General features: G+C 46.1%; 19 protein-coding genes and 1 pseudogene. 2 read left to right on the top strand and 18 right to left on the bottom strand.

Annotation, left to right across the window (positions count from 1 at the left end; genetic code table 11):
- Nucleotides 1–218 precede the first annotated feature (218 nt).
- A complete protein-coding gene (locus tag LKD71_RS16465) occupies nucleotides 219–1025 on the top strand; it encodes a helix-turn-helix transcriptional regulator (protein WP_209290175.1) in 807 nt (268 codons plus the stop codon).
- An 83-nt stretch (nucleotides 1026–1108) separates the two neighbouring features.
- Here the strand turns inward: LKD71_RS16465 and LKD71_RS16460 are convergent, their stop codons facing one another.
- From LKD71_RS16460 to LKD71_RS16420, 9 genes are all read right to left on the bottom strand, one after another.
- Nucleotides 1109–1714 (bottom strand): hypothetical protein, encoded by a 606-nt coding sequence (locus LKD71_RS16460; protein WP_227616238.1) that lies wholly within the window; start codon nucleotides 1712–1714, stop codon nucleotides 1109–1111.
- 51 nt (nucleotides 1715–1765) lie between these two features.
- The gene (locus LKD71_RS16455; protein ID WP_215663333.1) at nucleotides 1766–3388 is read right to left on the bottom strand and encodes a recombinase family protein; all 1623 of its coding nucleotides are present in this window, start codon (nucleotides 3386–3388) and stop codon (nucleotides 1766–1768) included.
- A 107-nt stretch (nucleotides 3389–3495) separates the two neighbouring features.
- Nucleotides 3496–3681, bottom strand: a complete 186-nt coding sequence (locus LKD71_RS16450) for a hypothetical protein (protein WP_004849804.1) — start codon at nucleotides 3679–3681, stop codon at nucleotides 3496–3498.
- 270 nt (nucleotides 3682–3951) lie between these two features.
- Nucleotides 3952–5292 (bottom strand): virulence-associated E family protein, encoded by a 1341-nt coding sequence (locus LKD71_RS16445; protein ID WP_009321442.1) that lies wholly within the window; start codon nucleotides 5290–5292, stop codon nucleotides 3952–3954.
- Nucleotides 5177–5917 carry a CHC2 zinc finger domain-containing protein gene (locus LKD71_RS16440; RefSeq protein WP_014079457.1) on the bottom strand — a complete coding sequence of 247 codons (741 nt, stop codon included), beginning with the start codon at nucleotides 5915–5917 and terminating at the stop codon, nucleotides 5177–5179. The genes LKD71_RS16445 and LKD71_RS16440 overlap by 116 nt, the downstream gene beginning before the upstream one ends.
- Nucleotides 5918–5964: 47 nt before the next feature.
- On the bottom strand, nucleotides 5965–7437 hold the full coding sequence (gene mobQ / locus LKD71_RS16435; protein WP_074104019.1) for a MobQ family relaxase: 1473 nt from the start codon (nucleotides 7435–7437) through the stop codon (nucleotides 5965–5967).
- 2 nt (nucleotides 7438–7439) lie between these two features.
- Nucleotides 7440–7757, bottom strand: a complete 318-nt coding sequence (locus LKD71_RS16430; protein ID WP_008816380.1) for a DUF3847 domain-containing protein — start codon at nucleotides 7755–7757, stop codon at nucleotides 7440–7442.
- Nucleotides 7758–8043: 286 nt separating this feature from the next.
- The gene (locus LKD71_RS16425; protein WP_004614949.1) at nucleotides 8044–8247 is read right to left on the bottom strand and encodes a hypothetical protein; all 204 of its coding nucleotides are present in this window, start codon (nucleotides 8245–8247) and stop codon (nucleotides 8044–8046) included.
- Between the two features lie 140 nt (nucleotides 8248–8387).
- Nucleotides 8388–8618 (bottom strand): helix-turn-helix domain-containing protein, encoded by a 231-nt coding sequence (locus LKD71_RS16420; RefSeq protein ID WP_227616237.1) that lies wholly within the window; start codon nucleotides 8616–8618, stop codon nucleotides 8388–8390.
- Between the two features lie 302 nt (nucleotides 8619–8920).
- On the opposite strand from LKD71_RS16420, the gene LKD71_RS16415 reads away from it, so the two are divergent.
- Nucleotides 8921–9961: a DUF6076 domain-containing protein gene (locus tag LKD71_RS16415; RefSeq protein WP_008816376.1), complete on the top strand. Its 1041-nt coding sequence runs from the start codon at nucleotides 8921–8923 to the stop codon at nucleotides 9959–9961.
- Nucleotides 9962–10186: 225 nt separating this feature from the next.
- Here LKD71_RS16415 and LKD71_RS16410 read toward each other — a convergent pair whose 3' ends face one another.
- The 9 genes and pseudogenes from LKD71_RS16410 to LKD71_RS16370 form a co-directional block, all read right to left on the bottom strand.
- On the bottom strand, nucleotides 10187–12565 hold the full coding sequence (locus LKD71_RS16410; protein WP_227616236.1) for an ABC transporter permease: 2379 nt from the start codon (nucleotides 12563–12565) through the stop codon (nucleotides 10187–10189).
- A 14-nt stretch (nucleotides 12566–12579) separates the two neighbouring features.
- Nucleotides 12580–13245: an ABC transporter ATP-binding protein gene (locus LKD71_RS16405; RefSeq protein WP_071422048.1), complete on the bottom strand. Its 666-nt coding sequence runs from the start codon at nucleotides 13243–13245 to the stop codon at nucleotides 12580–12582.
- A 5-nt stretch (nucleotides 13246–13250) separates the two neighbouring features.
- Nucleotides 13251–13511, bottom strand: a complete 261-nt coding sequence (locus LKD71_RS16400; RefSeq protein WP_227616235.1) for a hypothetical protein — start codon at nucleotides 13509–13511, stop codon at nucleotides 13251–13253.
- Nucleotides 13512–13641: 130 nt separating this feature from the next.
- A complete protein-coding gene (locus LKD71_RS16395) occupies nucleotides 13642–16017 on the bottom strand; it encodes an ABC transporter permease (RefSeq protein ID WP_033143517.1) in 2376 nt (791 codons plus the stop codon).
- 165 nt (nucleotides 16018–16182) lie between these two features.
- The gene (locus tag LKD71_RS16390) at nucleotides 16183–17214 is read right to left on the bottom strand and encodes a sensor histidine kinase (protein WP_227616234.1); all 1032 of its coding nucleotides are present in this window, start codon (nucleotides 17212–17214) and stop codon (nucleotides 16183–16185) included.
- Nucleotides 17211–17903 carry a response regulator transcription factor gene (locus LKD71_RS16385; RefSeq protein WP_227616233.1) on the bottom strand — a complete coding sequence of 231 codons (693 nt, stop codon included), beginning with the start codon at nucleotides 17901–17903 and terminating at the stop codon, nucleotides 17211–17213. The genes LKD71_RS16390 and LKD71_RS16385 overlap by 4 nt, the downstream gene beginning before the upstream one ends.
- Before the next feature lie 211 nt (nucleotides 17904–18114).
- Nucleotides 18115–18252, bottom strand: a complete 138-nt coding sequence (locus LKD71_RS16380; RefSeq protein ID WP_097779934.1) for a helix-turn-helix domain-containing protein — start codon at nucleotides 18250–18252, stop codon at nucleotides 18115–18117.
- Nucleotides 18253–18389: 137 nt separating this feature from the next.
- A pseudogene (locus LKD71_RS16375) lies at nucleotides 18390–18767 on the bottom strand (TnpV protein).
- Between the two features lie 324 nt (nucleotides 18768–19091).
- Nucleotides 19092–19412, bottom strand: coding sequence for a nucleotide pyrophosphohydrolase (locus tag LKD71_RS16370; RefSeq protein ID WP_227616232.1), 321 nt, complete (start codon nucleotides 19410–19412; stop codon nucleotides 19092–19094).
- Nucleotides 19413–19616 lie beyond the last annotated feature (204 nt).

Genomic DNA, 19616 nt, shown 5'->3' with positions numbered 1-19616 from the left:
CTACATCGCCGGGGAAGCATATCCCACACAGGCTGGTCATTCGATTGGAATAATCCATCGATGAACTACCTGTATCATAGAACATTTTTGTGCCCTGTGCCGTATGTCCACAAAGTAGGAATTAGGGGCAAAAATCAAAAATTTCCACGATTGCGGAATTGATATGGTATAATCAATTCAACGGTTATATATGTTGTCAAAAAGGGGGAACTGCTTCAATGAACGGAGCTACTACAATACAGGAACGGCTAAAAGATTTACGATTAAACAAAGGATTAAAACTGGAAGAACTGGCTGAGCAAACGGGTATTTCAAAATCGGCTCTTGGCAGTTATGAAAAAGACGACTATAAGGAAATCAATCATGGCAACCTTATCCTGCTGGCAGATTTTTATGGGGTGTCCCTCGATTATCTCTTTTGCCGGACAGAGAACCGGGCGGAGATCAACACGCCATTAAGGGAGCTGCATTTGAGCGATGAAATGGTGGCACTTCTGAAAAACGGTCGGATTAACAACCGTCTGCTCTGCGAACTTGCCACCCATAAGGACTTTATCAAGTTTCTTGCGGACATTGAGATTTATGTGGATGGGATTGCCACCATGCAGATTCAGAATCTCAACGCCCTTGTCGATACCGTCCGGCATGAAATCATTGAACGGTATCGCCCCGGCGAAGATGACCCGCATTTGAAGGTGCTGCAAGCTGCCCATATCAGTGATGATGAATATTTCAGCCACATGGTTCTGGATGACCTCAACCTCATTATCCGGGATATTCGGGAAGCTCACAAAAAGGACAGTGAGAGTGCGCCCCAGACCACCGTTGCCGATGAACTGAAAGAAAATCTGGAAGCGGTCGAAAATTTCAAGGGCAGCCGGGATGAAAAGCTGGTTGTTCTTTACTGCAAGCAGCTCGGCATCAACTATAAAAATCTGTCAGACGAAGAATTTCGCTGGCTGATTCGGATTCTCAAAAAATCAAAGAAAATGGGAACGCCTATTAGCCAGAGAAAAAAACGGTAAGAAAGAAAGCTGTCGTCACGGGACTTTCCTGCAACGACAGCTTTAAATAGGCTTATATGATTTTTGAGAAATTCTTGACTGAATTACCGACCTTCTTGAAAAAGCTCTATACTATATTTGGTAGGATTGTTTTGCTCGATAAAAACATTCGCATATAAATCCTCCTTTCGTTGAAATGGTGTCAAAACATAGTAATTACTTACTGCTTTGTATTCCTTATCCTCGTAAATAAATCCACATACAATTCTGCAACTGATGTAGTTTCCAACTCTAATCCATGATGCTGGGATTATATCCTTGATTTCAGAGTCTATACAAGTACCTGAATGCTTCAGGTTTTTCAATTTTTTCTTATCGTATGTCAGCTTACCCACTGAAATCAGAAACAATATTATCCACACAGAAGCATTGAGCAACATTACCTCCAATATAGTTGGATTAAAAAAATTTCCAATAAAACCAACAGCTAATTCAATCACTGCTACAAGCAATGTTACATTAGAACATATAGAGAATAAGTATTTTATTGGCTTAAGATTGGCAATTTGCTTTTCTTTGTAAAGTTTAGAAATGTTTTCTTCTGCTTTTCCTTTATATTCCTCTGCTGATATATGTTCCCCCGAAAAAAGCTCGTTCAAACTAATGCCCAAAGCATCACATAAAGGCTGTAAAAGCGACACATCTGGCATTCCTCTACCCGTCTCCCTTAATTAAAGATATTGTTGGGTAAAAAAGAAAGGTCAGTCGATTTTGCCGATGAAGCGGTAGTAGATTTCTACTTCCTGCTCACGGCTTCCGTCCTCGCCCTTGACAGCTTCGTGGACGGTTATTTTTTCAATTAGAGTGTTCAGAAGTTCGGCGGTCAGCTCCACAGGGTTGACATACTGTTTCATCAGGGCAATCCACTTTTCAGCATCCGCTGCGGTCTGTACGGCGGCTTCCATCGTTTCGTGAAGCTGTCTTATTTTTGTTTCAAGCTCCTTTTGCTCGTTCTGGTACTTCTCGGACAGCATATTGAAGTTATACTCGGTTATGCGTCCGGCAGACCAGTCCTCATACATTTTAGCAAACAGCCCGTCAACCTCGGCTTTACGCTTCTCTGCCTTTTTCAGCTCCGCAGCCTGCTTTTTCTTCGCAGAGTTCCTTTCCCTGTCGCTGACATTGAGCAGCCGTTTCAGCAGCTTGTCCTCATCTTTCTGTGCCAGCATAGACCAGTATTGCAGTCTTGCAAGCACATAGGCATACAGTACATCATAGCGGATATAGTGCATGGAACACTGGCGTAATCCCTGTCCGTTCTTGCTGCAATGGTAGTACCCGTATGGGTTTTTGTTCTGCTTGTTTTCCCCATAGGCTAAAGACCATCCGCAGTCTGCACATTTTATCAATCCTGCGAAAATCTGTGTCGTACCGTTTCTGCGTTTCCTGCGTCTGCTTGCAATCAGCTCTTGAACTTTTTGGAACACTTCTTCGGAAATGATGGCTTCGTGGGTATTTTCCACACGATACCATTCTTCCTGCGGCTTCCGCACCTTTTTCTTGTTCTTGAATGAAATGTTGCTCTGCTTGTTGTGAACGCTGTGACCGATGTAGGTTTCCTCTTTCAAAATGCTCTTGACCTGTGCAATCGTCCACGCATAGGCTTTTTCTGCGGGCGCACCGGCGTAGATATTGGCGAAAGTCCCGTATCTTTCATAGTTCAGCCAGCCGGGGGTAGGTACTTTTTCCTCCACCAGAATCCGTGTAATGCTGGCGGCTCCACGCCCGTGTACAGCAAGGTCAAAAATCTTCTCTACAATCCAGCGTGTTTCCGGGTCGATCAGAAGATGACCTTTTTTGTCCGGGTCTTTTACATAGCCCAGCGGTGCATAGGCTCCATAGTGTGCGCCATTGGCAAATCTTGTGTGCATGGCAGCCTTGACCTTTTTGCTGGTCTGTCGGGCGTGCATTTCATTCAGGATGTTTAAGAACGGTGCAAGCTCGCTTTCTCCGTTGATGGTGTCCACATTGTCATTGATGGCAATGTAGCGTACTCCCTTGCTGGGGAAATAGATTTCCGTGTACTGACCGGTCAGGATATAGTTTCTTCCCAGACGGGATAAGTCCTTTGTGACAACGCAGTTGATTTTCCCGTCTTCGATGTCATCAATCATCCTTTGGAAACTTGGACGCTCGAAATTTGTCCCACTCCATCCGTCGTCAATGTACTCGTCTACAACGGTCAGCCCATGCTCTGCGGCATACTGTCTAAGCATCATGCGCTGGGTCTGGATACTGCCGCTTTCCCCCTGTAATTCATCGTCACGGCTCAATCTCAAATATAGTGCAGTGTTATAAATCGTTGTATTGTATGGTTGTTTCACGGTTAAAAATCCTCCTTCTAAAAGAAACAACCCACGCTTATACAATACTCGCTGGTACAAGTATATCATAAGCGTGGGCTGATTGACAGTCGTTATTCCGTATTTTTTCAGGAAGCGGCGGCAGCGTGCTGGATCACATCTTCCAGCAGGCTGTCAAGCGGCTTCCCATCCTGTGCGAAATGCTCCGATACCTTGATACGGACTTTCCCCATGACAAAATACTGGGTGCCGTCTTTTTCGGTAAGCAGGGTGCCGCTGTTTTTGTTATTGCTCTCGTTTTTGCTTTTTGCCATAGGCAGTTACCTCCATAAATGAAATATGCCCGACAAGGGAATGTCAGACAGGTGTACAGCCGCAGACTGTCTCCGTGTCAACCAAACCGTGTCAACCGGCAGAAAAGACTTTGAAAACAATCCATAGGCGCTCTATTATTACTTTTTACTTTTTCTTTGATTTCTTGGTTGACATGGTTGACAAAGGAGAGAAATGCCCCAAATATCAGGCTTTTCCCCGTCAACCGGCTGTCAACCAAAGCGTCAACCAAACTGTCAACCGGTGGCTTTTCAGAATGGAAGTTCCATTTGCCGGGCTTCTTCTTCCGTGATTTCCTGAAAACCGTCCCCCTCCGGCGGAGCTTGGTTGACACGCTCCCAGCCTTTTTGAGAACCGTATTTCTTATACCGCTTCGGGCTTTTGTAGGCTACCCAGCCCTGTATGATGCCGCCCGCAATGCCGGTATTCATAATCTCGCAGATTGCCCGTGTCTCCCAGTCTGCCGGGGAATTTAAGTTCCCCAGCGCTTCCTCATAAAGCTGCTTGGAACATACCCTGTCGCCGGTGTAGTCCTCCAAATAGGCGTAGATCATGCCGGCCTGTGTGTCTTCCTGCATAAAGTCCTGCTGGTGGGCGTTCAGGTATCGGTTCATTTCCATGCTGAATGACAGCTTATACTTCCCACTGCGATAAACCGTCATGGCTTCCGCCCACATCTGTTCGATATACGCCCTCGCCGCCGCTTCATCGTCCAGTATGTGAACCTCCGCCCGTTCCGGGTACACCGTCACGGGGAGAAAGCGCCGGTTGCCGGTGCGGTCACGGGGCAAAAAGTCCTGCCGGTTGGTCGTCCCTCCAAATACACATTGCCGCAGCCGGTCTGCCGGATGTGTCTCATACGGCACTTTGTAGGTTTCTTTCTGGCGGCTTAAGAATGACTTGATTTCCTCAATACTCTTGGCGTTGGCTGTGGCAATCATCTCCGACATCTCGATAATCCAATGCCCTTGCAGCTTGCGGTACACATTTTCATCGTCCAGCTTTTTCAAATCGTCTGAAAACCATTCGTCCCTGCCTGCCAGCAGCCGGAAAAAGGTAGATTTCCCGGCTCCCTGACCACCAACCAGACAGAGCATGACCTCAAACTTGCTCCCCGGTCTGAATACCCGCCGGATGGCTCCCATCAGGAACAGTTTCAAGGCTTCATAGGTGTATTCGTCCGTATCGGCTCCCAGAAAGTGATGCAGGGCGTAACGGATGCGCTCTGTGCCGTCCCATTGCAGGCTGTTCAGGTAATCCCTGACTGGATGGTAGCGGTTTTCATTGGCAACAATCTTGATGGCGCTCTGCACCTTTTTCTCGCTGGTAAGCCCGTAATTTTCTTCCAGATACAAAAGCAGGTAGTTCATGTCCATGTCGGTCAGCGTGGTACTGGTGCGCTCCCAGCCCAGCGGCTTCACAATGTCAATCTGCTCCGTCAAAAGGTTCAGGCGCAGCGCCCCGCGAAACAGAGGGTCACGCTGGAACACCGTCAGGCAGTTTCGGATGCTGTTCTTCACGCCGCCTTTCTGCGTCCCCTCTAATGTTTCCCGGATTTCTGCCGGTGTCTGCGCCGGTTCCATTGTGTCCATCGTCCTTTTGACCGCTTCCTGCGTTTCCGGCGGCAAGCTCTGAAATTCGCTGTTCAAGCCGCAACACCTCCTTTCCCTGTGCGGCGATCAATGCCGCTTTTTCTTCTATTTCTCCGTATAACAAAATATCCAAAAGGTATTCTGTGTAGCTTATCCTCTGCAACGCTTCCACAAAAAGAGGATGCCAGATGGCATCCTGCGGCTGTGGGGCGTGTGCTGTTTTCCAATGCTCCAGCAGGCGCAGATAATCGCATAGCACCCGGAAACAATACCGTTCCGTTTCCTGAAATCTCTGCTCCGCTGATTTTTGTCGGGGCTGTGACCTGTTGTGACGCTTCCTATCTGGCGGCGCATTGCCGGATTTCTCATAGGAAACGCCGAAGTCCTCCGCAAGCCTGACCGCAGCTTCCCGTTTCCCCAATCCATGCAGCAAAGCGGCAAAGTCGATCACATCCCCGGAAGCCCCGCAGCCGAAGCAGTAAAAGCGGCTGTCCACTTTCATGCTGGGCGTGCGGTCATTGTGGAATGGACAGCAGACCATGCCGTTTCTCCCCACCCGGATTCCATAGAATGAAGCAGCCTGCCGGGTGGTAACAGACTGTTTCACCGCTTCAAATACATTCAAATGCTCCCTCCATAAAAATACTGGTAGCGGTAAAGCTGCCGGTTATATCATAGCTCCATCTCATGTTTCTTTCTCTGTACTGCCTGTGGCTGCTCCCTCCGGCGCAGTGCGGTATCTACGGCGTTCTGCACCTGCCGTAGCCGTATGACTTCCTCCCGGAGTGGCTTGTGCTGCGGAGACAGTTCGGCATACTCTGTTTTTAACTGTGCGTATTCCTGTTTCCATGCTTTCAGGGCAATGGGTTTTCCGTCCAGTTTTTCTTTCAAAATACGGCGGGCGGCATAAAACAGCCGTAACTCCGCATCGTGGGATGTTTCAAATTTCTCCCTCTGTTTCTTAAACTTGATATTGTTCAATTCCGTATGAACAGGTTTTAGCCGCTGGTAATTCTCGCCCTCCCGTATCAATTCCTGCAATTCCTTTATCCGGGCAGATTTCTTTTTCATGGAGTCGCTTAACGCTTCAAATTCTTCGTTGACAGAGGAAAGACGCTCCTGCAAATCCTCTAATGTGAGCAGCTTGTTTTCCGTCAGATAATTGACGGCTTCGGCAAACTGCTTTAAGTTTCCGGTTCTGGCTTTATTGCTCCATGCCCCTGCGTTGCGCTGGTTGTAATAAGCGATCAACAGGTCGGCAAGGCTCGGTGTCTGCGGTTTGGAAAGTTCTTCTTTTACCTCTGCCATCCAGACAAACAGGGCTTTGATCTTCTTCCTCACATCCTGCATGAGCCGGTTGGTGGCTTTAATCCAGCGGTTCAGTTCCCCTTTCTCGGTGCGGATGCCCTTTGCTTCCATCTGCCGGACATTAGCTCCCTCGTGGACAGTAGGTATCAGGTCAAGCCCCTGCCGCACATAGGAACGGTGGTCGATACGCACATCCAGCCCTTTTTCCTCAAATTTTGTATTAACGGCAGCCGCCCACTGCTCCCGCCAGTGTTCCAGCGTTTCCGGCTCATGCCAGTCTGTTGTATGGACAGCGTTAAACATATAATCGCCGTTTTTATCCCGGATTCGGTTTCCATCTTCATCAAGAAGATATTCCCGACGCTGTTTTTGTCCCCATGTGCCATCCGGGTTCAAAGGGCGCATGGTTGTCATCACATGAAAATGCGGGTTAGGGATGCCGCCGTCCTCTTTCTCCGGGCTGTGAAAAGCAAGGTCGGCAATCATGCCTTTTGTCACAAACTGCTCCTGTACGAACTTCCTCGCCAGCTCCATGTTTTCTTCCAGCGTCAATTCATTCTGCATGGCAATATCAAAGGAATAGGCAAGCTGTGCTTTTGGATGTTTCTCGCAGTTCTCCACAGCATTCCAGAGGGTCGCCCGGTCAAGATATATTTCCGGCGCATGGGGCGGCAGCATGATTTCCGAAGCGATCACGCCGCCCTTTTTGGTGTAGTCGCTGACTTCTCCATAGTAGCTGCTGTAAAGACGCTCCCCGGCTCGATAGGCTGCGCTGGCAATGGCGCTCTGACCGGCGCTGCGCTTGATCTGTGCGATTGAAAAATGATAAAGTGCTATCCTTAGTCACCGCCTTTCTCCTGCCCGGAAATACGGGCGTGGTTCTCTGTGGCAGACCGGATGAAATGCTCCGCCTGCGGCAGATTCAAAATGCTTTCCATGAGGGAATAAAATTCCGCTTCGGATAGCTCCTTTGTCTGTGGTGCAATGCTCTCAATAGCTGCCCCACGGGTAATCAGCCGGTGCGTCCTCTGTTTCCGGGAACCGCTTTCCAGATACGCCTGCCGGTTTTTCAAACGCTGCATTTTCCGTTTTTCCTGTTCCAGCAGGACAGTGGTTTTTTCATATTCCTGTTTCAACTGTTCCAAAGATTTTTCCATGTTCTCACATCCTTTACTTATAAGATAAAGAAAGACCATCCGCAGACAGTCCGTGTGTCAGTGCTTCTATAAAACCCTCCGAAAAGGGAAAACCGCAGAGCGGATTTCTCTTTTCGGAGGGTACACAGGGGATAGCCGCCTTAGCGGCGCAAGGGGGTGTAGCCACCTTGTCGGAGCGAAGCGAACGCAGACCTCGGATTGCTGATTTTATCAGCGACAGAGGTAAGCTCCACAGGACGCACGATACATGGTCTTTAGACTATGTATAGAAGTGCGCCCTTAGTTCCTAAGGGATTTTGCCGTTTCCGGCAGTTTTGTCCTTTTTCTTGGAACGCTTGGAAAGATACTTCGGGCAGTCAACCACAACCGCCCGGAAGCTCTGTTTGCATTCGTGCTGGCATTTCCGGCACAGTTCGTTGTAAGTGATACGGCTGCGGTCATTTAAGAAGAAAGACCATTCCAGCCGTCGCTTGTTGCTCATTCTTGCCATAACCGGCTCCTTTCTCCGTTTCTATCTGATGTACGCAGATAGGCTGTTTTAGTGTAGCGTTTCGGTATCATTTTTAAGGTTTTTTCCCTCTGTATGCCCCTTTGGAAAGTGCGGCAGTATTGCAGTCAGGGGATAATACCTCACGCTTTTTTGTCGCTTCCCGGTACGGTTTCGGAGCCTTTTGCCATCCATTCAAAGAAAGCAGTTTTGCTGACCTTGATAAGCCTGCCACTGCGGAACGCCGGAAAGCCGGGGGTGTGTACCAGCTCATAGGCGCTCGCTCTTGAAATTCCCATAATCTGCTGGATGTCCGCCACATCCAGAACCAGCGGTAAATCCTCGTAGCTGTTCAATCTCTTTTTATTGCTCATTCTGTTCCTCCCATAAATCAAATAGGTTAAAATGCTTCCTGCTGCCGTTCTCCCCAAAAGCCGTTTTCCTGCCCCATTCCTGCGGTGTTTCCCTGCATTGGTGCGCCGAATGCGTCACTTCTCCTGCCGGTCATATCCCTTTTGGACGGTCATTCACTTGTCAAGGTACTGTATGGTACGAAATTACCAACTGCAATCATCATAGCGGACTATCCTTGACAAAACAATGCTTCTGCGATACCATGAGTGTAATGGATATAACTAAATTATATAATTACCATAAACAAAGGCAGGGGATAGGGATGGAGAATCAATTTATACGGCATGAGCCATGTTTTGAAAGGATTTTGTTTGTCCTGACGCTGGACAGGAAGAAAATGAAAGAGCGGATTTTGATTGGGGAAGAACAGCAGATCCGCTTCCGTCTGAACGGGAGCCAAAACGCAGAGGTGCTTTGTGATATGACACGCCCACTGGGAACTTTTTTGATAAACTTTGAGCGTGACACGGACAGAGACTGGAACTTATACGGGCTTTCTCCGCTGCGGCAAGCTCTCCACTCCAACCGATGGAAACAGCCGGAGCTGGAGCAGGCGGCAAGCGAATTTCTTTGGGAGAAATATCTTAGCAACGACCCTCTGAAAATGTATGTGGCGTTCCGTATCTGGAACAGCTATCTGCTTGCCAGAGAACCCCGTGACCGTAACGCTGCCTGTGACCGCTTCATGGATAAAATGAGCAGACTGACCGGGGTATTCCAAAACGAAACCATGAGCTTTGACAGGGAGACAGGAAAACCGAAACAATTTCAAGCTGGCAGCCTTTATTTCAAAGGCGCACCGTCAGAAGATACCCGGCTTGACCTCTGGTTCCCGGACAACCGGCGCACAGAAGAATGTGTGTCTGCCTATGCGTCCCTCTACCCGTTGATTACCTATTATCTGAACAGGCTGAATGACTGGGGGCTTTGCTTCCGGCGGTGCAAGGTCTGTGGAAAATATTTTCTGGCAAAGAGCCAGCGGTATGAGCTGTGCAGCGACAAGTGCCGAAAAGCACAGGCGCTTCAAAACAAGCGGGAATTTGACGAGAGGTCAAGAGAAAATAACTATGACCTGCTTTATAAAAATGAATGCCAGAACTGGCGCAACAAAATAAACCGGGTAAAAAATACCGCAGGCTTTCCGGCTGACCGTCTGGAAAAAATACAGGCTTCCTTTTCCGACTTTAAGAAAGAAGCCTTACAGAGAAAAAAGGCTGTAAAAACAGGAACGGCCAGCCCGAAAGAATTTACGGACTGGCTGTATCAGCAGAGTAATGTAATTGTTGAGCTGACCGAGATATGAAAAACTTTCTATCGTCAATTTCGCATAATTGCAATAACAGATTGCTTCTTCCATGAATGGTAATATTATCATCAAACTTTTGGAAGAACTATAAATGTCCGAGGTGCCTTTGATTTCGACAGAAAAACAGGCTGAATTGTTACAACGCTCGGACATTTCAAAAATTTTTTTGAGAAATGGCGGAAAAAGCGGGGCAGCACACGCCGCCCCGCCGATCCCATACGATTATTCCATTGCCCGCATTTGTTCAATCAGGGATTGTTTTTTCTGTCTGCGGATTGTCCATACAGACAAGATCAGTTCCATTCCGAATAATACCAGAATGAACAATCCCATTTCCAAAACTGGGAATTTGTAAGGTACTACATTTCCGCCAAAAGTAGCTATACTTATTTCTCTACTTGCAACAATAGAAATAGGAAATCCGACAATCAGGATTGCCAATGTTGCAAAGAACGCATAGCACAGACCCTCGCATATATTCATTTTGCATAACTGTTTTTGTGTCAGACCAATGGAACGCAAAACACTGTTTTCCTGTTTTCTGGACATCTGATTAGAGAGGGTCGTATTGATGAGGTTGATAACGCCAAAGAGGAACACCAACCATGAAAGAACCTGCATACTACCAAACACCGCAGAATTTTGTGATTTTTCAGCCGCAATCGCTGTATCTATTTCATCTAAAGCAAGGTTACTGTGTTCGGCTACAATATTTTTCAGTTCAGCTTTTACAGTTTCAGCTTTTTTCGGATTGCTTACAATGCTCCATGAGTAATCAAAGGTAGTAATTTCCGGGTACAGTTCGTAGAATAAATCTTTTGGAGCAAAGAAAACAGAGCCATCTGTATGAGCGCGTCCATGCCCGAAAATCACAGGCATTTTTGAAAGGGAAAACACTCCCGATATTGTAACAGGGATGGACTGCTTACCATCCATTGAAGAAAATTTAACGGTGGAACCGACGCCCATATCTTCAAAATACGCTACAATCTGGTCGTGAATTACGATACTATGAGAATCTGTCGGCATCGTTCCCTCTGTCAATGCAGCCTCAACCATAGCATAGTTCTGGTCGGTCAGCGTATCACATATTCCTGAATTTTGGTTAGCATCTGTTTTAATGCTGGTATGGAGCGATTGTCTGGCTACGATTATATCCGTAACACCATCAACAGATAAAACTTCCTGCTTTAGTTCCTCGTTTAGCGGATTACCTTTTACTAACATTTCTTCCGATAGATCTTGGAGATATATTTTGTAATCGCTGTCAGGAAAATATAATCTCGCAATTTGTTCTGGTGAGCGCACTAAAACAATGGAAGATACCACCATCAGCAAAATTCCGCCGATACTCAAAGATGCTACAATACTGATTGTCTTTTTGCGGTCACGCTTAAAATTCGCAATTCCCATTGAAACAGGATTGAGCTTGATATTCTTTTTCCGGCTGCGGATGTCCTTTTGCACCGGGGTAAAACGGACGGCTTCAATGGGGGAAATCCCTGCCGCGATTTTCACCGGCTTACGGATGGAAATAGACACCATGATCCAACTGCTTATGAGTGTCAGGGAAACCATAACGACATAGGAAACAGCGTTAAATCCCTTGGAAAACAGAAGAAAACCGCAGCATACGCCCAGCACTGTACCAACCAAAATTCCGATACTGCCGAGTTTGCGTCCCTCCCGCTTTACAATCCGCTTGATTTGCTTTGGCGTTGCACCAATCGTCCGAAGCTGTCCGTAGCTCCTGATTTTGTCATTGATGGAGATACGGAAGATACTCTGAATCACAATATAGCCGCCGATCAGAACAATAACAATCACACCAACAATCGGTAAAAAATCAAAGGATTTAGAAGCATAAGCAAAATACTTGTTGTTCATGCTGGGATTAGGAAGCTGATATTCCTCTGCAATCTCCCTGCAATAAGAGGTTATCAGTTCCTCGCCCAACTGGTCGCTGTTTTTGAAATGGACATAGGCGCGATACCCAGCCGGATCAAACCCTTTCCATTCTGTCAGGGCAGCTTTGGAAAGAATGATAGCGCAGGTATTCGCTTCTTTTTCATTTACGCTGTCCATAATGCCGGTAACGACATAATCACCATGAAAACTCTCGGTATCTAAGGTCACACTGTCCCCGATCTTGGCATTGTTTCCATAGGTGGAGAGAAAGTATTCGCTTACGACAACTTCATTTGCTTTTTGGGGCAGATTCCCCTCCAATAGCTTCATTTGGTCGCGCCCAATCTCCATCATTTCTGCGTCATTATATACATAAGAGGCATGATAGCCCTGTTCCGAAAGTTCCTCACCGAGCATATAGTAGCCGCCTACGCGCTCAAACTCCGGCAGTCCTTTCAGGGTTTCAATGTCGTTTTCCTCTACGCCCAGCCAGACCGCCTCATAAGTATCGACAACCTGATTGCGCTGCATTTGTGTCAGGGAAGTAGCTACAATTCCCGTAAAGCAGATCAGAAATGCCGCCAGCGCAACGGCGATCACTACCATCAGATTCCGGCGCTTCTCGCTTTGCAAACTTTTCTTTGCCAGCTTCTTTGTAATGGCGCTGGTATCATTTTCAAAAGGCCATGTCATAGCCTGCCACCTCCTTATTCCACAATCTTGCCATCCTCAATGCGGACAATCCGATCTGCAAGGCGGGCAATGTCGTTGTTGTGGGTAATCATCACAACAGTTTGCCGGAACTCCGCACTGGTACGCTTGATAAGCCCCAGCACCTCGGCGCTGGTCTTGCTGTCAAGGTTGCCAGTCGGCTCGTCGGCCAGCACAATAGCCGGTTTGGTAATCAGGGCGCGGGCAATCGCCACACGCTGCTGCTGTCCGCCGGAAAGATTGTTCGGCATATTTTTCAGTTTATCTTCCAGTCCCAGCAGGTGAACGATCTCGTCCAAAAACTTCTGATCCACCGTGTCCCCGTCCAGCTCCACCGGCAGGACAATGTTCTCATACACATTCAGAATGGGAACAAGGTTATAGTTCTGGAAGATAAAACCGATGTTGCGGCGGCGGAAGATGGTAAGCTGTTCGTCGTTCATTTTCGACAGCTCTTTGTCCCGGACAATCACATTGCCGGAAGTAGGGGTGTCCAGCCCGCCCATCATGTGAAGCAGGGTAGACTTGCCGCTGCCGGAGGTTCCCACAACGGCCACAAACTCGCCGTCATTTACGGAGAAGTTCACGCCGTCAAGGGCGCGGGTGATGTTCGGCTCTGTGCCGTAATACTTTTTCAGGTCGATAGTCTGTAAAATGCTCATAAAATTCAATCCTTTCTTTGTTTGTTGTAAATGTGGAACGCTGCCGCGCCGGTGGCCGCCAACTGTACCAGAATCAGCCCAGCGAACAGGCCGAAGCTCTCATAGTAGAACAGTTCATCCCAAAACAGGAGAACATCACAGAGAGCAGTCAAGGCAACCGTCCAGCGGATGTGCCGGGCCAGCCATTGCCGGAACACCAGCACAAGGACAGCGGGCGGGACGATCAGCAGCGCCAGATTCAAAATCAATGTCGGGGTCAGTTCCATTGCGTCGCCTCCTCGCTTTTGTTGATAAGGCTATTGTAAAACCCAAATGTCCGCGAAATGTTACAGCGGCCAAAAAATTTCATTGAAAATCGGGGTGAAATGTTACAACACTCGGACATTTCAAAAATTCTTATGACAATTCCCGTATTTGATCTACCAGAGATTGTTTTTTTATCTGCCGAATTGCCAAATACGAGAAAAGCATTTGGACGGCAAGCATCAGTATAAAATAACTGAACATTTCAACTGTCGGAAAATGATAGCTTACTTTTCCAAAAATACTCATTGCACTAAAGACGGTGCAGAGAAGATACCCGATAAGAGTTCCGCATGATATGGAAAGAAGAAGCACCCCTAATGTATAGAACAAGCCCTCTATCAATAACATTTTTGAAAGCTGTTTACTGCTCAAACCAACCGCTTGCAAAACACCCAGTTCTCGCTTCCGGGTCAAGATGTTTGTTATCAGTGTGTTTAGCAGATTGATAATGCCAAAAACCCCGATAAACATAACAAAAATGTAGACTGGCATACGATAGTTCAATAGTTTTTCGTTGTATGCCTCTACCCAATCATTCAAGGTACTAACATAGAGGCTGGAAGTCGGTGGAATTATCTTTTGGATTTCATCTTTTGCGGCTGCCCATTTACTGTCATCTGTATCTACAATAAATTGATAATTGAGGTTTTCAATAGGAACGATCTTTGACAGCATTTCTAAAGGAATAAATAGCGTATCATATCCGCCATACGGGATATTAGCGTCCACAATTCCCATTACTTTTACTTCCAATGTTTGTCCGCCAACTTCAATCAGAAGTTCGTCCCCAATCGCTGCATCCCACCCAAAAGTTTCTTTCCACTGTGGGCCATTTTCAATAATAATGCCATTGTTTTTAAGTAGTTCCTGCAAATCTGCTGTACCATCAATCAAATATTGCTCAATCAATTTTTGAGAGCTTCGTGTATATGCGTCTGAAACAATCGGTTCAATATCTCCCGTTGGCATACGAACATTCAAAACGGTGCCTTGGTATTCTTTTATTTCTTCCACACCATCTATGTCCAAAATGGATTCTCTAAAATCTTCTGTAAGCAGATTCGATTTTTGGAGTTCTGAATATTGTTCGCTGTTATGTGCCTGTGGCCCGTAATCGCCTAATTCAAGGCGAATTTCTCCGTAAGGAAAACTCCTACGCGCCATCGCTAAAGGATCAATGGAATTAAAATATGCAGAGCTTGCCATCAGCAAAATTCCACATACCCCTAACGACAGAATCGTTAAGGCGGTTTTCTTTCTGTTCCTTGCAAAATTAAGAAAAGCTAAGTTTTTTGCGGATAGAGAACGATGTAACACTTTTGTACTGTTGGACATTACATCATTATTGCTCGCCATATAACGGACTGCTTCAATAGGCGTAACATGAGCAGCAATCTTGGCTGGCTTAATTACAGCAATCATAACGCATAAATACACAAACAGAGCTGTGACAGCGGCAATTACAAATACCATTAAAGTGTTCCAGCCTTGCGGGACAAGGACATATCCCGCTATTGCACCGGCTAATATTCCAATCGGAATACCAATTTTGGAAAGATGAAATCCCTCTCTAAAAACGATTCTTTTCATCTGTTTTCCAGTTGCCCCTATTGTCCGCAGTTTTCCATATTCTTTTGTTTTTCTGGCTATGGACACATAGAACAGACTGTAAATAACAAGGGTACACGCCAAAGCGATAATAAGACTGATAAATGCTATTACAGTGATATATTGACTGCTTCTCTGTTCAATGAGAGAAAAATAATATGTTGAAAACTGCATTTGCTCCGGCTGTATTTTCAATTCTCTGCACAATGTTGATAATTCAGCTTGTATAGCAGCCTTAGACCAACCATCAGATTCATTCAAACGGATATAAGCGGAGTATGCCGGTTCGCTGAGCTTGTTTTCAATATAGGACTGCGACACGAATACGGAATAATTTGAATTTTCGACAGGCAAAATACCACATAAGGTATAATCTTTTTCTCCATCTCCCAGATTTAACGATATAATATCGCCCACGGATTTGGACAATCCAGCTCTATCAAGAAACGCCTTTGTGATAGCAATTTCATTTGTAGATTTGGGCAATTCCCCCTCCAAATCAGGATATTTTGCTAATTTCATTAGTGTTTCATCCATTGAACGGACGGTTAATTTGTAGTCCCCATAAGATACTAAACCCAATAAATGACTTACACCCACTTGAACCCTACTGTCATTTACTAATTTTGTAATGGTATCATTATCGACTTCATTGATAATTGCTTGATAACGCCCAGCTGCATCATTTAATGATTTTCGCTGCGAAGCAAAAAAATACAAGGTCGTTGTCATTATCAAGCAGGTAGCTAAGGCAATCGTAATGATAATGAGGATGTTTCTACTTTTATCTGCTTTTAAGTTTCGTTTTGCCAACTTTTTTGTAATGGCGCTTGTATCGTTCTCAAAAGGCCATGTCATAGTTGTATCACCTCCATATTTGATAAGGCCATTGTAAAACCCAAATGTCCGCGAAATGTTACAGCGGCTAAAAAATTTCATTGAAAATCGGGGTGAAATGTTACAACGCTCGGACATTTCAAAAAAATTTACGGCGGGCAGCCGGGAATGGCCGTCCGCCGCGATTTATTTTGTAGGCAGCATAATGGAAAATTCTGAACCCTTGCCCGGCTCCGAAACCACTTTGATATAGCCACCCTGCCGCGTTACGATCTCGCGGGCCAGATACAGGCCAATGCCCACGCCCTGCTGTTCGTGTACTTCTTCCTCACGATAGAAGCGCCGGAAGATGGCGGCCTGATTGCTTTCGGAAATGCCCTTGCCGGTGTCGGTCACTTTGATCTCCACATACATTTCCCACAGCACCACCGACACAGCGATTTTCCCGCCTGCCGGGGTGTACTTCACCGCATTGTCCAGCAGGTTAAAGAGGGCTTCGGATGTCCACTTGCTGTCATGAGAAAAGGCCAAATCCTCCGGGCAGTCCACGGACACGGCGATTTCCTTTTTCTCCGCTGCATACACGATCCCACTCATGGCCTGCGCCACGGTATCAAAGAGGCGGCCCGGCTTCTTATCCAACTGGATCACGCCCGTTTCCAGCCGTGAGGTTTTCACAAGGGCCTGAAAGAGAAAGTCCAGCTTATCCGTCTGGCTGCGGATTCCCCGGATAAAGTCGGTGCGCTCCGCCTCGGTCATGGGCTTTTCCAGCAGGGTGTCCGTCGCCATTTTCAGATTGCTCACCGGCGTTTTCACCTGATGGGAAATATCTGATACAAGGGTCTGTAACTCCTGCCGTTCCTCGTCCACCCGGCGGCGGTTCTCCTGCATGATCTGGTAAAGCCTTGCCAGCCGGTGTCCGATTCTGGCAAGCTGGGTTTCGCTGTCCTCCGGGCGCTGGGGCGCTTCATTCCCGGCGATCATGTGGTCTAAGGTCTGGCACAGGTCAGCGGTAAACTGCGACAGCCGCTTTCCAAACGCCTGCGTCAGTACAAAAATCCCCACAAGAGCGCACAGCAGCAGCGCCCCGCCTGTCAGCAGCACCGCCGTCTGTTTTGTCACAAGAAACAGGGCTATGGTGATCCCGGACATGGAAAGGACAAGTCCTATTGCCACCCGGCCAAACAGCCGCTTTACCGATAGGTTTTGAAACTTCATTTTGCCTCGCCCCCCGTCCATTGATAGCCCATGCCGTAAACGGTCTTGATGTAGGGCGCGCCGCCGTCGGCTTCAATCTTGCTGCGAATCCGGCTGATGGAGGTTGTCAGGGTGTGTTCGTCCACAAACCTTTCGTCTATATCCCACAGCTTTTCCAAAAGCTGCCCACGGGTCAGCACTTGCCGGGGATTTTTGCGGAACAGGTTCAGCATTTTATACTCCATCGGGGATAGGGTCAGGGGCTTGCCGTTTAAGGAAGCCGTCTGCTCCGAGAAGTCCAGAAACAGCCGCCCGTCGTCGTAAATGTCCTTGGCCGGTTTGTGGTGTTCCAGCATGGCGAACATAGCTTTGATTTTTCGCTGCAAGGCCCCGATCACAAAGGGCTTTGTGATGTAGTCCACCGCGCCCACCTCATAACCCCGTATCTGGTCGCTCTCCTGATCGTTGGCGGTCAGGAAAATCACGATGGTGTCCGGGTGCTGGGGCTTTATCAGTTTGCACAGCTCAAAACCGTTGCCGTCCGGCAGGTTGATGTCCAACAGCACTAAATCAAATTCCCGCTGGCGGATGGCGTCGGCTGCGGTTCTGGCATTTAGGGCAGAAGTCACGCCGTAGCCGTCTGCGGTCAGGTTATAGTCTAACATCTTATTCAAAAAACTGTCGTCCTCGACAATTAAAATCCGCTTCATATCCTCACTTCCTTTGCTTTTTGCAGATAGTATAACAGGCAAATGTCCGAGAATTGTTACAAGGACAAATATATTTATCATTTTACAGCTTTTTTATGTGTACTGCAATTTTATAAAAGAAAGGACAGCAGTATCATCAAATTGCTGTCCTTGCGGTTTATTATAGCTGGTAGTGTATAAGCGTGGGTTCATCATATTTGGTGTGGTATCTTTAACTATGGGAAACTCCATTTTCCCATTTAGAAACTGCCTGATTGGTAATGTCTAAAAGTTCGGCAAGCTGTATTTGTGTTAGACTTTTTTCTTTTCTACACTGTGCAATAAATGCACCTATTTTTTTCTGATCCATAAAACAAATCTCCTTTATACTATATTTGACCTCAGTATATCAAAAAGAGAATTTATTTAGAACATACTAAGCGTTGAAGGGAGTCTCAACGTTGAGTTGAATAGATATCAATTTGCGATAATTATTCTACCATACCGTTATGAATAAATCATCTCATGTAAAACAATTTCTTCTGCCCTATTGTGAATGTTATTGCAACGCTGCACCCATTCCATCTGACAGATACTCTTTAATTCCTCTGTCACACCCTCAGCAGCTTTCATCTACTCCATGATGGTATCTAACCGCTTCTGTGCCTGTTCGTTCAGGTCTGCAAGATATGTCCACAATTCTCCGGTCAGTATCAATGTGTTAAATCTGGCTGGGTGGACTTCTCTTAAATATTCCCGGTGCATCCGTCCGTACTTTTCGATGGGGCGGTGTTCCTCCGGCAGTTTCAAGTCAGGGATGTAGTAATCTCCAACAAGGATATAATCAATTCCGTTTTCCGTTATTCTTCGTTTCAATTTGCTCATATTTTTAATCTCCTCATTCTGGTTTTTTGTTTCTGCAAGTCTGACTCTCCAGAAATATTGGTAAATCATTGGTAAAATTGAGAATTAAACACAAGAAATGCTATTTATAGAAGTATTTAAGACGATTTAAGACTTTTTCTCACGAACGGTAAATCCTGCCGTGGCAGATAAAAAGCACTTTTATCATTGTTGCATAACCTCGCATTTCTTAGTTTTTCTTGGTATTTCGGGCTTTGTAAGCCTTTGTAAATTTTTGCTTTCTGGCATAACTTTGTTTATTTTTACATAACAGCATCTGCTCAAACACATCATCTTTCGCATTAACTATAGTTCAGTATATTTCGCCGCATTTCCTTTTGCTTTATCTACCGGGTACTTTGCTTCATTCTGTTTCATCTTCATATTCACGATTTCATCAGCATCAAGTTCCAATTTGTCCAGAAGATTTTGTGAATAAACAAGTACATCTGCCAGTTCTTCTTTTATATGCTGCAGATCATACTTTGTATCACTCCATTGAAAACACTCCAACAACTCTGCTGCCTCAATCACAATCGATTTTGCAAGATTTGCTGGACTATGAAATTGATCCCAATCCCGCTCTTCTGTAAATTTGCGAATACGCTCTATTGTTTTTTTCTTCATAAACTTTCCCCATTTATCATAAATCAACTCCAAAACGTACTAATCTGCTAACATCTTTTTATAAACATGACTCTTTTTACGTCACATTTACAATTTATCATTATTATATACCCTCACTCATTTAATAACTAAGACTTCCCATACCTAAAATGGGATTCGTACCTTAAAAATTCAATATTTCAGCTAACAAAATAGTGATTTATG

Origin of the sequence: Fusicatenibacter faecihominis (genome assembly GCF_020686945.1) — a bacterium.
GTDB classification, from domain to species: Bacteria; Bacillota; Clostridia; order Lachnospirales; family Lachnospiraceae; genus Limivivens; species Limivivens faecihominis.
The sequence above is the reverse complement of the archived record's forward strand: the minus strand, read 5'-3'. Positions and strand labels throughout refer to the sequence as shown.

Bases quoted from the DNA above. Each gene is read 5' to 3' on its own strand.
- LKD71_RS16465 (WP_209290175.1), top strand. From the start codon at position 219: ATGAACGGAGCTACTACAATACAGGAACGGCTAAAAGATTTACGATTA.
- LKD71_RS16460 (WP_227616238.1), bottom strand. From the start codon at position 1,714: ATGCCAGATGTGTCGCTTTTACAGCCTTTATGTGATGCTTTGGGCATT.
- LKD71_RS16450 (WP_004849804.1), bottom strand. From the start codon at position 3,681: ATGGCAAAAAGCAAAAACGAGAGCAATAACAAAAACAGCGGCACCCTG.
- LKD71_RS16445 (WP_009321442.1), bottom strand. From the start codon at position 5,292: ATGGACACAATGGAACCGGCGCAGACACCGGCAGAAATCCGGGAAACA.
- LKD71_RS16430 (WP_008816380.1), bottom strand. From the start codon at position 7,757: ATGGAAAAATCTTTGGAACAGTTGAAACAGGAATATGAAAAAACCACT.
- LKD71_RS16425 (WP_004614949.1), bottom strand. From the start codon at position 8,247: ATGGCAAGAATGAGCAACAAGCGACGGCTGGAATGGTCTTTCTTCTTA.
- LKD71_RS16420 (WP_227616237.1), bottom strand. From the start codon at position 8,618: ATGAGCAATAAAAAGAGATTGAACAGCTACGAGGATTTACCGCTGGTT.
- LKD71_RS16415 (WP_008816376.1), top strand. From the start codon at position 8,921: ATGGAGAATCAATTTATACGGCATGAGCCATGTTTTGAAAGGATTTTG.
- LKD71_RS16410 (WP_227616236.1), bottom strand. From the start codon at position 12,565: ATGACATGGCCTTTTGAAAATGATACCAGCGCCATTACAAAGAAGCTG.
- LKD71_RS16405 (WP_071422048.1), bottom strand. From the start codon at position 13,245: ATGAGCATTTTACAGACTATCGACCTGAAAAAGTATTACGGCACAGAG.
- LKD71_RS16400 (WP_227616235.1), bottom strand. From the start codon at position 13,511: ATGGAACTGACCCCGACATTGATTTTGAATCTGGCGCTGCTGATCGTC.
- LKD71_RS16395 (WP_033143517.1), bottom strand. From the start codon at position 16,017: ATGACATGGCCTTTTGAGAACGATACAAGCGCCATTACAAAAAAGTTG.
- LKD71_RS16390 (WP_227616234.1), bottom strand. From the start codon at position 17,214: ATGAAGTTTCAAAACCTATCGGTAAAGCGGCTGTTTGGCCGGGTGGCA.
- LKD71_RS16385 (WP_227616233.1), bottom strand. From the start codon at position 17,903: ATGAAGCGGATTTTAATTGTCGAGGACGACAGTTTTTTGAATAAGATG.
- LKD71_RS16380 (WP_097779934.1), bottom strand. From the start codon at position 18,252: ATGGATCAGAAAAAAATAGGTGCATTTATTGCACAGTGTAGAAAAGAA.
- LKD71_RS16370 (WP_227616232.1), bottom strand. From the start codon at position 19,412: ATGAAGAAAAAAACAATAGAGCGTATTCGCAAATTTACAGAAGAGCGG.